Genomic DNA, 14,286 nt, shown 5'->3' on the forward strand with positions numbered 1-14,286 from the left:
GCACGGACTCTATCGAATTGAAGCACGCGGAAGATCACGTTGAGACAGAAAGAACGCCGGCCAGGCCAGAAACCCGCCGCCGGCCCCTCCGGCGGACGCCGCGCCGACGATCGAGGCCCGCGCCCGGCAAAGCCCGCGGCGAAGCCGGCGCCGGCCCGTGAAAGGGTGCGCGAACCTGCCTCCGTGCCTACGGCAATCGACCGGCCGCTGATGGTGCGGACTGGCGAGCGTCCGGCTGAACGCGTGCCCGTCATCCTCGAATCCCTTGGCGCAGGCGACTTCCATCTGATCGACAGCGGCAATGGCGAGAAACTGGAGCAATACGGCCCCTACCGGATCGTGCGACCGGAGGGCCAGGCGTTCTGGCAGCCGTCCTTGCCGAAACAGGCCTGGGAGAAGGTCGATGCAGTGTTCACCGGCGATACCGACGAGGAAGGCACCGGGCGCTGGCGCTTTCCTAAGGAGGCGCTCGGCGAGACCTGGCCGCTCAATCTGCTCGGCGTGGATTTCCTCGGTCGCTTTACCTCGTTCCGCCACGTCGGCGTCTTTCCCGAGCAGATCGCCCACTGGACCTGGATGAAGCAAAAGGTCGAGGCCGCCAAGCGGCCATTGAAGGTTCTGAATCTGTTCGGCTACACCGGTGTAGCCTCGCTCGTCGCCGCCGCCGCGGGCGCCGAGGTTACGCATGTCGATGCTTCCAAGAAGGCGATCGGCTGGGCGCGCGAAAACCAGGCGATGAGCCGGCTGGAGAAGGCGCCGATCCGCTGGATCTGTGAAGACGCGATGAAGTTCATCCTACGGGAAGAACGCCGCGGCAACACCTACGACATCATCCTCACTGATCCGCCGAGCTTCGGCCGCGGCCCGAACGGCGAGGTTTGGCATCTTTTCGCGCACCTGCCGCTGATGCTCGATATCTGCCGTGAAATCCTGTCTCCGAAGGCGGTTGGACTTGTGTTGACGGCCTATTCGATCCGGGCCAGCTTCTATTCGATCCATGAACTGATGCGCGAGACCATGCGCGGGGCCGGCGGTGTCGTCGAATCCGGCGAGCTCGTCCTTCGCGAGGCCGGGCTGGACGGCAAGGCGCCGGGCCGCGCACTCTCCACCTCACTCTTCTCCCGTTGGTACCCAAATGAGCCATGAACACAGGGGCCACGGCCCGCATAAGGTCGGGCACGTGAAAGAGGTTACCTCGCTCGCCAATCCGATCATCAAGGACATTAAGGCGCTCAGCGACAAGAAGACCCGCGAGCAGAGCGGCACCTTCATGGCCGAAGGCTTGAAGCTGGTCATCGACGCGATCGAACTCGGCTGGACGATCCGCACGCTTGTCTATGCCAAAGCGGCCAAGGGCAAGCCGCTGGTCGAGCAGATGGCGGCAAAGACGGTCGCCTCCGGTGGGCTGGTGCTCGAGGTCAGCGAGAAGGTGATTTCCTCGATCACCCGTCGCGACAATCCGCAGATGGTGGTCGGCATCTTCGAAAGCCGCTGGAAGCCATTGCGCGAGATCCACCCAAGGCCGGGTGAAACCTGGATCGCCCTCGATCGCGTGCGCGATCCCGGCAACCTCGGCACGATCATCCGCACAGCCGACGCTGCCGGCGCCTCTGGCGTCATCCTTGTCGGCGAGACGACCGATCCCTTCTCGCTCGAAACGGTGCGCGCCACCATGGGCTCGGTGTTTGCCGTTCCCGTTGCACGCGCCACGGCGGAAGAATTCATTGCCTGGAAGAAGCACGCTGGAGCTTCCGTCGTTGCTACGCATCTGGCAGGGTCAGTTGACTACCGTACCATCGACTACAAGAAGAAGCCGGTGGTGATCCTGATGGGCAACGAGCAGTCCGGGCTGCCCGAGCATCTTGCCAAGGAAGCCGATGCGCTTGCCCGCATTCCGCAGCAGGGCCGTGCCGACTCGCTCAATCTTGCCGTCGCCAGCGCCGTCATGCTGTTCGAGGTGCGCCGCCACCTCCTCTCACTCGACGAGGCCAAATGACCGAACAGACGCTAGAACGACCGACGCTGCTTGCCCGGCCGCTGCCAATCCTGATCTTCATCGTCATCGCCGTCGCACTCGACCAGATCGTCAAGATCGTTGTCGACCACACCCTACCACTGCAGGAGCCGGTGCATCTTTTCCCGATGCTGGCGCTTTACCGAACCTACAATCTCGGCGTCGCCTTCTCGATGCTCTCGGGCATGGACGGCTGGTTCATCGTCGGCATGCGCCTCATCATCGTCGCTTTCGTCATCTGGCTCTGGCATCGCACCAACAAGCAGCGCACCTTCGCTCACCTCGGCTACGCGCTGATCATCGCCGGCGCGCTCGGGAACCTGATCGATCGCTTCCTCTACGGGCATGTGATCGACTACATCCTGTTTCACACCGAGACATGGTCGTTCGCCGTCTTCAACTTGGCCGACAGTTTTATCACGATCGGCGCGGGATGCGTGATTCTGGACGAGCTGATACAACCTAAAAACGCAGACCGTTAAAATCTTAGCGGTTTGCTGAAGGCATTTGGAACCGCCGCCGTGCTATTCCGGCGGGCATGCAAGGTCTCGGTCAATTGCACGACAGACTTGCCGCCGCGTTCGGGCGGCATACCGCTCATCGCCACGGTGAGCGGGACTCGGATATTGTTGCCTATCAAGCCGAGTTCGTTTCACCGCAATTCCAACGCAGCCGCGTCGGCCGCAAGCTTCTATCCTGGTGGTTGGGCGGTCTCGGCCTTGTTGGCGGCTTTCTCCTTGTTGTCGTGGCGCAGACGGGCGGCCCTCTGCTGCCATCGATAGGGCTCGGCGTTGCCGCGCTGTCCTTCGTTGTCCTGCTCGCGATGCTCGCAACCACCAGACAACGCCCGTTGCGGAAACACCTCACCGGCGTTTCATCCGCATGGAGCCAGAGGGCGGCTCTCTTTGCGGAGATCCACGATGCGCTTGGCGACATTACCGTCACACGGAACATGGATCGGCGCATCGTTGGCGCCAACGAGGCGTTTCGTCGGCTGACCGGCAGGCTCAATCCAGAGGGACTGACGTGTGAGGAGATTGGCATCGCCTTTCGACCGGGCTCGGCACCGCATCGCTTCGAGGTGGAGATCTCGACGCCGGAAGGCCAACGCATCTTTTTCTGGCGTGACGTCGTTACCCGCGACCCCGCCGACGGACGGCTCCTGCTGCAGAGCATCGCTCGCGATATCACCGACGAACGGCTGACCGCACAAGCCCGCGAGGAGGCCCGGCAGAAGGCCGAGTACAACAGCGCAGCCAAATCACGCCTGCTTGCCACGGTCAGCCATGAAATCCGCACTCCGCTGTCCGGCATCCTCGGCATGACGCATCTGCTGACCGAGACACGGCTGACGCAGGAACAGCAGAACTATCTGACGGGCATCCGCCAATCCGGCTATGCGCTGACGCAGCTGGTCGAGGACCTCCTAGACTTCTCGACCATCGAGGTCGGTCGTTTCCAATTGCGCCCCCGCGCAGAATCGCTGCGCAAACTCCTTGAAAGCGTCGTCGAAATGCTGGCCCACCGCGCCCATGAAAAGGGCATCGAGATTGGGACAACGGTATCCTCCGACCTTCCAGACATGATGAGCTTCGATCCGGCGCGCCTGCGACAGGTGCTGTTCAACGTGATCGGCAACGCCGTGAAATTCACGCAGGCGGGCGGCGTTTTCGTCCAGGCATCGCTGCAGGCGAACAACGTGCTGATCAGTGTCACCGACACCGGCCCCGGCATGACCGAGGAAGAACAAAACCGCATCTTCGGCGAATTCGAGCAGGGCGGAACGCTGGTCGAGAAGAGCGCCGGGACAGGGCTTGGTCTCTCCATCTCCGCCCGCATCATGCGCGAATTTGGCGGCACACTTACGGTGACAAGCGAAAAGGGAGCCGGTAGCGAGTTCAGCATCCGCTTTCCGATCGCCATTCCGGAGGAACGCCGCAGTCGCCACAAGGCCGTGCTTGCAGGCAGCGTCGTGCTGCTGCTGGCACCGGCCGGTTCGGCGCGCAAAGCGATATCGGAGACGATCGCAACGCTCGGCGGCGATTGCCACCTGGTCACCGACGGTGCGAGCGCCCGTGACATGTTGCTCGCCATGGCTGCGGGCGACCGCAGGCCAACCGACATCATCGTCGACCACCGGATGTCGACGGAGTTCGCCGAGCACCTTGCCGACCGTGCTGAAATCGCGGCACTGGGACTGCGCAAAATCTTCCTGGTCAACCCCGAGGAGCGCAACGCCCATCCCCTCGACCTATTCGACGCGTGGCTGATACGGCCGCTGCGCGAGCAATCGCTGATCGACGTGCTGCGTGGACGGATGCGCGGCATGGAGAAGCGCGATGCGTTGAACGATAACCAGCCCGGTTTCAGCGTTGCCATTCCGGAAGCGGGAATCCAGAGCGGGCTGCGTATCCTGCTGGCGGAAGACGACCCGATCAACGCGATGCTCATTCGCGCCATGCTCGAAAAAGCCGGTCATACCGTCGAGCACGTCGAGCACTTCGAGATGCTGCTCGACGCCGCGCTGTCGGAGGGAAGCGTGCGCCCTGACATTGTCATCAGCGACCTTTCCATGCCAGGAGGCGACGGCATCGACATGCTTGGCCGGCTACGCGGGCACGAACGCCGGCTCGATCTTCCGCCTGTTCCGATCCTCGTGCTCACCGCCGACAAGCGCGACGAATCCCGTAGACAAGTCTTGCTGAATGGTGCAAACCGCGTCATGGTAAAGCCGGTTGACCCGATAAGGTTGCTGACGGAAGTCCAAGCTGTTGCTGCGCTTTCGGCCCGCCGCGTGGAAGCGCGGTAGCCATCAAATAACCGGCACGCTTCTTGCGTATGGCGGCTGTATGATGTCACTTTCCTGTCGCATATAAGTGTTTTATGGCGTGTCAAAAGCCGGCAACGGGAGAATCGCCATGTCAGCAGACGCCCTCAACTGTGACGCTGTCGCCGAGCCCCCCCGGCCATCGACCACGCTTGCGCTAAAGGAAGGCGACGTTCTCGGCCGCATCGGCAATCTCGAAACTCGCCTTGCCCGAACGGCCAGCGAGATCGATGCCGCCCAGGCCGTCCGCTTCCGCGTCTTCGTCGAAGAAATGGGGGCACAGCTTTCGCCGGAGGCCATGCGCCGCAAGCGCGATTTCGATTCCTACGACACGTTCTGCGATCATTTGCTCGTGCTCGACCGCTCGATCGAGGGTGACAGCGAGGACCAGATCGTCGGCACCTATCGCCTGCTGCGACAGGAAGTCGCCATGGCGAACGGCGGCTTTTACTCGGCTTCGGAATTCGCCATCGACGAGCTGCTTGCTCGCCATCCGGACAAACGGTTCATGGAACTCGGCCGCTCCTGTGTGCTGCCCGACTACCGCACCAAGCGCACGGTCGAGCTTCTGTGGCAGGGCAACTGGGCCTATGCGCTGAAGCATGGCATGGGCGCCATGTTCGGTTGCGCCTCCTTCCCGGGCATCCACCCGGAAAGCCATGCGCTGGCACTGTCCTTCCTGCATCACAACGTCGCCGCGAAGGATGAGTGGGCCGTCGCCGCTCTTCCGCACCTTGCGCGCGACATGGATCTGATGCCGGCCGAAGCCGTCAACCCGAAGCGGGCTCTGATGGCACTGCCGCCGTTGATCAAGGGTTACCTGCGCCTCGGCGCCATGGTCGGTTCGACCGCCGTGGTCGACAAGGCCTTCAATACGACGGATGTCCTGATCGTGTTGCCGATCGCCAGCATTTCCGATCGCTACCTGAACTACTACGGCGCCGACGCCGGTCGTTTCGCGAGCTGACTTTCAAGCAGATGGAAGACGGAGCGGGAGGATGCCTCCCGCTCCGTTTTTGTTTCACGATCCAGCCGTATAGGCGGCGATCGCCGCCATGTTGACGATGTCGGAATCCTTTGCGCCCATCGAAGTGATCTGAACGGCCTTGTCGAGGCCGACGAGGATCGGGCCGATGACAGTCGAACCGCCAAGCTCCTGCAGCATCTTCGTGGAGATCGAGGCTGAGTGAAAGGCCGGCATGACGAGCACGTTGGCCGGGCCGGACAGGCGGCAGAACGGATACTGCTCCATGACCTTGCGGTTCAGCGCCACGTCGGCCGCCATCTCGCCGTCATACTCGAAATCGAGGCGGCGCTTGTCGAGGATTTTCACCGCCTCGCGCACACGCTCGGAGCGTTCGCCCGACGGATGACCGAAGGTCGAATAGGCAAGCATGGCGACGCGCGGCTGATAGCCCATGCGGCGCGCAAAGCCTGCGGCCTCGACAGCGATATCGGCGAGCTCCTCGGCGTTCGGCATATCGTGAACCGCTGTATCGGCGACGAACACCGTCCGGCCGCGGCACAGCGCGATCGATACGCCGATGACCCGATGGCCGGGTTTCATGTCGATGCAGCGGCGCACATCTTCCAGGGCCGTCGAATAGTTGCGGGTGATACCAGTAACCATCCCATCGGCGTCACCAAGCGCCACCATGCAAGCGGCGAAGTGGTTGCGATCCTGATGGATCAGACGCTGTGCGTCACGATGCAGGTAGCCTTTGCGCTGCAGGCGCGCATAGAGGTAGTCGATATAAGTTTCGACGCGGGTGGAGATACGTGCGTTGACGATTTCCAGCCCCGGCCGATTGAGGTCGATGCCGGCGCGCTCGGCGGTCTGGTGGATCAGGTCTTCGCGGCCGAGCAGGATCGCCGTGCCGAGCTCCTGGTTTGCGTAGGACATTGCCGCACGCATGACCTGCTCTTCTTCGGCCTCGGCAAAAACCACCCGCTTTGGACGGCGGCGAACGCGTTCGTAGAGGCTCGCCAGCGTCGAGGCGATGGGATCGCGGCGGCCGGAAAGTTCGCGGGCATAGGCCGCCATATCTGTAATCGGCTTGCGCGCTACGCCGCTGTCAATCGCTGCCTGTGCCACAGCAACCGGGATCGCCGAGATCAGGCGCGGATCGAACGGCACCGGAATGATGTATTGCGCACCAAAGCGCGGGCGGTTGCCCTGATAAGCGGCAACAACATCGTCAGGAACGTCCTCGCGGGCGAGATTTGCCAGCGCCTCAACAGCAGCGATCTTCATGGCGTCGTTGATGGTGGTCGCACGGACGTCCAGCGCGCCACGGAAAATATAGGGAAAACCGAGGACGTTGTTGACCTGGTTCGGATAATCGGAGCGACCCGTTGCCATGATGGCGTCGTCGCGGATGCGGGTAACCTCTTCGGGCGTAATTTCCGGATCGGGATTGGCCATCGCAAAGATGATCGGGCGATCAGCCATGGAGCGGATCATGCTCTCGGAGAACGCGCCCTTCTGCGAGAGGCCAAAAACCACGTCCGCGCCCTTCATCGCCTCCTCGAGCGTGCGCGCCTTGGTCTTGACCGCATGCGCCGACTTCCACTGGTTCATGCCCTCGGTGCGGCCCTGGTAGATCACGCCCTTGGTGTCGCAAAGGACGATATTCTCGGGCGCGAAGCCCATGGCCTTGATGAGCTCAACGCAGGCGATGGCTGCTGCACCCGCGCCATTGCAGACGAGTTTCGTCGTTTTCAGGTCGCGACCGGTCAGTTCCAGCGCATTGATGAGACCAGCGGCAGCAATGATCGCCGTGCCGTGCTGGTCATCATGGAAAACCGGGATGTCCATCAGTTCGCGCAGACGCTGCTCGATGATGAAACAGTCGGGCGCCTTGATGTCTTCGAGATTGATGCCGCCGAACGAGGGACCGAGGAAGCGGACGCAGTTGATGAACTCATCGACGTTTTCGGTATCGACTTCGAGATCGATGGAGTCGACGTCGGCAAAGCGCTTGAATAGCACCGACTTGCCTTCCATAACAGGCTTGGAGGCCAGTGCACCGAGATTGCCGAGACCGAGAATTGCGGTACCATTCGAGATGACCGCGACCATGTTGCCGCGCGTCGTATAATCATAGGCGGTGGCGGGATCGGCGGCGATTGCCTTCACCGGAACGGCAACGCCAGGCGAATAGGCGAGCGACAGATCGCGCTGGGTCGCCATAGGCTTCGTGGCGTTGATCTCCAGCTTTCCGGGCCGCCCCATGGCGTGGAACTCAAGAGCCTCGTTGTCGGTCACTGATGTAACCGGCCGCTGCTTCTTCTCGGTGTCGGGCATTTTTCCTCCAACGTCTTGTGGGTGACGCCTTGCTCTTCCTCAATCGCGGTTGTCATCTATAGCGGCGGGCGGCTAGGGTTGGCACCTCTTTTTTGGAAAAAATGCATCTCCGTGAACGAACGAATAGACACTGGAATAGAAGCCTTTTCGGCTGCCGAGCTGGCCACGGAAGAAAGCCGCGCCTCGGCAACGCCGATGATGGAGCAATTCATCGAGATCAAGGCCAACAACCCTGACTCGTTGCTGTTCTATCGCATGGGCGATTTCTACGAGCTGTTCTTCGAGGATGCTCTGGAAGCCTCCCGTGCACTGGGCATCACGCTGACCAAGCGCGGCCAGCACATGGGGCAGGACATTCCTATGTGCGGCGTGCCTGTTCATGCGGCCGACGACTACCTGCAGAAGCTGATCGCCCTCGGCTTCCGGGTTGCCGTCTGCGAGCAGGTCGAGGACCCGGCCGAAGCCAAGAAGCGCGGATCCAAGTCCGTCGTGAAACGCGACGTTATCCGCCTGGTGACGCCGGGCACGATCACCGAGGAAAAGCTGCTTTCGCCGTCGGAATCGAACTATCTGATGGCACTTACCCGGATTCGCGGCAGCGCCGAGCCGGTATTGGCGCTGGCTTGGATCGACATCTCGACCGGAATTTTCCGCCTGGCCGAGACCGAAAGCTCGCGGCTGCTTGCCGATATCCTGCGGATCGACCCGCGTGAACTGATCGTGCCCGATACGATCTTTCACGATGCCGAGCTGAAACCTGTTTTCGACGTACTCGGCCGCACCGCCGTTCCGCAACCATCCGTGCTCTTCGACAGCGCCACCGCCGAGGGGCGGATCGCGCGCTATTTCAATGTCTCGACGCTTGATGGCTTCGGCACCTTTTCGCGCGCCGAGCATGCCGCCGCCGCTGCAGCCGTCGCCTATGTCGAGAAGACACAGATCGCCGAACGGCCGCCGCTCGGGCGGCCGGAGCGCGAAAGCGCCGCGTCAACGCTGTTCATCGATCCCGCCACCCGTGCCAATCTCGAACTTGCCCGCACGCTTTCAGGCGATCGCAACGGCTCGTTGCTGAAGGCGATCGACCGTACCGTGACGGGCGGCGGGGCACGCTTGCTGGCCGAACGGCTGATGTCGCCGTTGACCGATCCCATCCGGATCAATGAGCGGCTGGATTCGATCGGTTTCCTGATGGAGGAGCCTTCGCTTTGCGGCGACCTGCGCCACCATCTCAAGCATGTTCCCGATATGCCGCGCGCGCTTTCGCGTCTTGCACTCGACCGTGGCGGGCCGCGTGACCTTGCCGCCATCCGTCAGGGCCTGAGTGCTGCGGGCGATGTCGCCCGGCTGCTGTCGGAAGCACTGCTGCCGGAAGAGCTGAAGCTCGCGCTTTCGCGCCTCGAGGCCCTCCCGGCCGGCCTCGCAACGCTGCTTTCCGAAACACTGGGCGACGAGCTGCCGCTGCTGAAGCGCGACGGCGGCTTCTTGCGGGACGGCGCCAACACCGAACTGGACGAGGTCAGGGCGCTGCGCGATCAATCGCGCCGGGTGATTGCCGGCCTGCAGCTGCAATATGCCGAGGAAACCGGCATCAAATCGCTGAAGATCAAGCACAACAATATCCTCGGCTACTTCATCGAAGTCACTGCCGGCAATGCCGGGCCGATGACCGATACGCCGGAGGCCAAGGGTCGCTTCATCCACCGCCAGACGATGGCGAACGCGATGCGCTTCACCACCACCGAGCTTGCCGATCTGGAAAGCCGGATCGCCAACGCCGCCGACAAGGCGCTTGCTATCGAACTGGCGGCATTCGACCACATGACCTCGGCCGTCGTCGCCGAAGCGGAAGCAATCAAGGCGGGGGCTCGCGCGCTCGCCGTCATCGACGTTGCCGCCGGCCTTGCGCTGCTTGCAGACGAGCAGGCCTATTGCCGGCCGCTGGTCGACGGCTCGAAGATGTTTGCGATCGAAGGCGGACGCCACCCTGTCGTCGAACAGGCGCTGCGGCGGCAATCATCTGGCCCGTTCGTTGCCAACAACTGCGATCTCTCTCCCGTCTCCGGCGGCAAGGATGGCGCGATCTGGCTGCTGACCGGCCCGAACATGGGCGGTAAGTCGACCTTCCTGCGTCAGAATGCACTGATCGCGATCCTCGCGCAGATGGGGTCCTTCGTGCCGGCGACGTCAGCCCATATCGGCATCGTCGATCGGCTGTTCTCGCGCGTCGGCGCTTCCGACGATCTTGCGCGCGGCCGCTCGACCTTCATGGTCGAAATGGTCGAAACGGCGGCGATCCTCAATCAAGCGACCGACCGGTCCCTTGTTATTCTCGACGAGATCGGCCGTGGTACGGCTACCTTCGACGGCCTTTCCATAGCCTGGGCCGCCGTCGAACATCTGCACGAAGGGAACCGCTGCCGCGGCCTCTTCGCCACCCACTTCCACGAACTGACGGTGCTGTCGGAAAAGCTTGCACGGTTATCGAACGCGACGATGCGCGTGAAGGAATGGGACGGCGACGTGATTTTCCTGCACGAGGTCGGCCCGGGTGCTGCCGACCGCTCCTACGGCATCCAGGTTGCCCGGCTTGCCGGCCTGCCGGCCTCGGTGGTGGCGCGTGCCCGCGACGTGCTGACACGCCTCGAGGACGCCGACCGCAAGAACCCGGCGAGCCAGCTCATCGACGACCTGCCGCTGTTCCAGGTGGCGGTTCGGCGCGAGGATGCCAGCCGTGGCCCATCGAAGGTGGAAGAAGCGCTAAAGGCCATGAGCCTCGACGACATGACCCCGCGCGAGGCGATGGACGCGCTCTACGACCTCAAGAAGAAGCTGAAGCAGGGCTAGCCGATGTTCATGGATCGGCTGCTCAACGAGACCCAGAGGCTTGCGGCGATCTTCAGCGCGCTTGAAGCGCTGCGGCTTGCGGATGAGCACGGCACCCCGCGCGGCTGGGCTTCTCCCTTCGGCCTGCTGCAGATCATCCGCTGCTGCGCCCGGATTCTGGAACTTTCCTCGTGTGTTGCCAAAGCCGGCTACCGCGAGTGCGACCAAGAGACGCTGGAGGCGATCACCAGCGAAACGCGGCAGGTGCTCTATTCCGTACAGGCTCAGATCGCTGCCTGATCGCCCGATGCCGCCGCTTTCGCGCGCGGCAACACCTTTTCGCCAAAATTAAAGGTTCTGCAGTATGAAAGCCCGTGTCATCGGCGGGCAAAGAGGCTATAGCGCATGCAGACGAAACGAGAGGAGCAGCAGCACACGGCTGCGCCACGCGAACAGGGAGCCGCCCCGCGCATGGCGACGACGAACGACATCGATTTCTCCGATATCCTCGACACCGATCATCTCTCGAAGACGTGCGACGCGGTGGCCGAGGCCAACAAGACGCGGCCCGACGTCATGCGGTCCGATCTGCTGGCGATCCTCAAGAAGGCGAGCAGCGAAGGTAGACAAATTGCGCGCGAGTTGCTTTCTGCCGATGGCAGCGGCATCAATTGTGCCCGCCGTATTTCCTGGCTGCAGGACCAGATCGTCACGGTCCTCTACGAGTTCGTCTGCACCCACGTCTTTCCGAAGCAGAAGGACAAGTTCGCCGTCACCGCCGTTGGCGGGTATGGCCGCGACACGCTGGCGCCAGGCTCCGATATCGACCTTCTGTTCCTGTTCCAGCCGAAGCCGGCGGAGGAGACGCACAAAGCAGTCGAATTCATGCTCTACGTCCTCTGGGACATGGGCTTCAAGGTTGGCCATGCTACGCGCACCCTGGAAGAGTGCATTGCGCTGTCGAAGTCGGACATGACGATCCGCACTGCGATCCTCGAGATGCGCTACATCTGTGGCCTGCGATCGCTGGAAACGCAACTGGAGACGCGCTTCGACAAGGAAATCGTCACCGGCACCGGCCCCGAATTCATCGCCGCCAAGCTTGCCGAGCGTGACGAGCGCCACCGCAAGGCGGGCGACACGCGCTATCTCGTCGAGCCGAACGTCAAGGAAGGCAAGGGCGGCCTGCGCGACCTGCACACGCTCTTCTGGATTTCGAAATACTACTACCATGTTCGCGACACGGCGGAGCTGGTGCCACTCGGCGTTCTCTCCAAGCACGAGTATCGCGTTTTCGAGAAGGCCGACGACTTCCTCTGGGCGGTGCGCTGCCACATGCATTTCCTGACCGGAAAGGCCGAGGAACGGCTGTCCTTCGACATTCAACGCGAGATCGCCGAAGCGCTTGGATATCATTCGCGACCCGGCCTTTCGGCCGTCGAGCGCTTCATGAAGCACTACTTCCTCGTCGCCAAGGACGTCGGCGACCTGACGCGCATCCTCTGCGCGGCGCTCGAGGATCAGCAGGCGAAGTCGACGCCCGGCCTCACCGGTGTCATCAGCCGCTTTGCGCACCGCAGCCGCAAGATCGCCGGCAGCACGGAGTTCGTCGAGGACCGCGGTCGTATCGCGCTTGCAAGCCCGGATGTCTTCAAGCACGACCCGGTCAACATCATCCGCCTGTTCCATGTTGCCGACATCAACGGGCTGGAATTCCATCCCGATGCGCTGAAGCGGGTGACGCGCTCGCTCAACCTCATCGACAGCGATCTGCGCGAAAACGATGAGGCCAATCGCCTCTTCATGTCGATCCTGACTTCGAAGGGCGACCCCGCGCTCATTCTGCGGCGCATGAACGAGGCCGGTGTGCTCGGCCGCTTCATTCCCGAATTCGGCAAGATCGTCGCGATGATGCAGTTCAACATGTACCACCATTATACGGTGGACGAGCATCTGATCCGCACCGTCGACGTCCTGTCGGAAATCGACAAGGGCAAGGCCGACGACCTGCACCCGCTCGCAAACAAATTGATGCCCGGCATCGAGGACCGCGAGGCGCTCTACCTTGCCGTGCTGCTGCACGACGTTGCCAAGGGCCGCCAAGAAGACCATTCCATTGCCGGCGCCCGTGTCGCCCGCAAGCTGTGCGCCCGTTTCGGCCTGTCGCAGAAGCAGACAGAGTTGGTCGTCTGGCTGATCCAGGAGCATCTGGTCATGTCGATGGTCGCGCAGACGCGCGACCTTACGGACCGCAAGACGATTACCGACTTCGCCGATGTGGTGCAGTCGCTCGACCGGCTGAAGATGCTGCTGATCCTGACGATCTGCGACATCCGCGCCGTCGGTCCCGGTGTCTGGAACGGCTGGAAAGGCCAGTTGCTGCGCACGCTTTACTATGAAACGGAACTGCTGCTTGCCGGCGGCTTCTCGGAGGTTTCGCGCAAGGAGCGCGCCAATTTCGCAGCCGAAGCGCTCTACAACGCGCTCTCCGACTGGAGCCAGAAGGACCGCAAGATCTACAGCAAGCTGCACTACCAGCCCTATCTGCTCTCCGTTCCCCTGGAAGATCAGGTCCGGCACGCCGGCTTCATCCGGCAGGCGGACAAGGCCGGCCAAGCGCTGGCGACAATGGTGCGGACCGACAGTTTCCACGCGATCACCGAGATCACGGTGCTCTCGCCCGACCATCCACGCCTCCTGGCCGTCATCGCCGGTGCCTGTGCCGCTGCCGGTGCCAACATCGTCGACGCGCAAATCTTCACGACGTCGGATGGGCGTGCGCTCGATACGATCCACGTCAGCCGCGAATTCAAGGACGATGCCGACGAGTTGCGCCGCGCCGGCACCATCGGGCGGATGATCGAGGACGTGCTTTCCGGCCGCAAGCGGCTGCCCGAGGTCATCGCGACCCGCACCAAGAACCGCAAGAAGAGCAAGGCCTTCGTCATCCCGCCGTCGGTCAACATCTCCAACAGCCTGTCGAACAAGTTCACGGTCATCGAAGTCGAATGCCTTGACCGGCCTGGCCTGCTGTCGGAAATCACAGCGGTTCTCTCGGATCTTTCGCTCGACATTCAGTCGGCCCGCATCACCACCTTCGGCGAGAAGGTCATCGACACCTTCTACGTGACCGATCTCGTCGGCCAGAAAATCTCGGGCGACAGCAAGCGCTCGAATATCACCGCGCGCCTCAAGGCCGTGATGGCCGAGGAACAGGACGAGCTGCGCGAGCGCATGCCCTCCGGCATCATCGCGCCGCCTGCTACGGCCAGCGCCGCGACGCAAACAGAAAAGAAGGCGGATTCGCCCGCATGA

The 14,286-nt window shown here is 62.5% G+C and carries 9 protein-coding genes; 8 read left to right on the plus strand and 1 reads right to left on the minus strand.

All coding sequences use genetic code 11. The features are described from left to right. Positions 1-39 precede the first annotated feature (39 nt). The 5 genes from AS026_RS20020 (at position 40) to olsB (ending at position 5,808) form a co-directional block, all read left to right on the plus strand. A complete protein-coding gene (locus AS026_RS20020) occupies positions 40-1,146 on the plus strand; it encodes a class I SAM-dependent methyltransferase (protein WP_062371296.1) in 1,107 nt (368 codons plus the stop codon). Next, a complete protein-coding gene (locus AS026_RS20025; RefSeq protein WP_062371299.1) occupies positions 1,136-1,996 on the plus strand; it encodes a TrmH family RNA methyltransferase in 861 nt (286 codons plus the stop codon). Before AS026_RS20020 ends, AS026_RS20025 begins: the two co-directional genes overlap by 11 nt. Then, on the plus strand, positions 1,993-2,496 hold the full coding sequence (gene lspA / locus AS026_RS20030; RefSeq protein ID WP_029867569.1) for a signal peptidase II: 504 nt from the start codon (positions 1,993-1,995) through the stop codon (positions 2,494-2,496). The genes AS026_RS20025 and lspA overlap by 4 nt, the downstream gene beginning before the upstream one ends. A 56-nt stretch (positions 2,497-2,552) precedes the next feature. Beyond that, entirely contained in the window at positions 2,553-4,823 is a 2,271-nt protein-coding gene (locus AS026_RS20035) for a hybrid sensor histidine kinase/response regulator (protein ID WP_062371301.1), read from the plus strand. 109 nt (positions 4,824-4,932) lie between these two features. Continuing rightward, on the plus strand, positions 4,933-5,808 hold the full coding sequence (gene olsB, locus AS026_RS20040; protein ID WP_025658721.1) for a l-ornithine N(alpha)-acyltransferase: 876 nt from the start codon (positions 4,933-4,935) through the stop codon (positions 5,806-5,808). A 54-nt stretch (positions 5,809-5,862) separates the two neighbouring features. Here olsB and AS026_RS20045 read toward each other — a convergent pair whose 3' ends face one another. Beyond that, positions 5,863-8,148, minus strand: coding sequence for an NADP-dependent malic enzyme (locus AS026_RS20045; protein ID WP_018855097.1), 2,286 nt, complete (start codon positions 8,146-8,148; stop codon positions 5,863-5,865). 111 nt (positions 8,149-8,259) lie between these two features. Between AS026_RS20045 and mutS the strand changes: the two genes are divergently transcribed. From mutS to AS026_RS20060, 3 genes are all read left to right on the plus strand, one after another. Continuing rightward, positions 8,260-10,992: a DNA mismatch repair protein MutS gene (gene mutS, locus AS026_RS20050; RefSeq protein WP_062371303.1), complete on the plus strand. Its 2,733-nt coding sequence runs from the start codon at positions 8,260-8,262 to the stop codon at positions 10,990-10,992. A 3-nt stretch (positions 10,993-10,995) separates the two neighbouring features. Then, positions 10,996-11,271, plus strand: coding sequence for a hypothetical protein (locus AS026_RS20055; protein WP_062371305.1), 276 nt, complete (start codon positions 10,996-10,998; stop codon positions 11,269-11,271). A 105-nt stretch (positions 11,272-11,376) separates the two neighbouring features. Then, the gene (locus tag AS026_RS20060) at positions 11,377-14,286 is read left to right on the plus strand and encodes a [protein-PII] uridylyltransferase (protein ID WP_062371307.1); all 2,910 of its coding nucleotides are present in this window, start codon (positions 11,377-11,379) and stop codon (positions 14,284-14,286) included.

The sequence above is a fragment of the Rhizobium altiplani genome (assembly GCF_001542405.1).
Lineage (GTDB): Bacteria > Pseudomonadota > Alphaproteobacteria > Rhizobiales > Rhizobiaceae > Rhizobium > Rhizobium altiplani.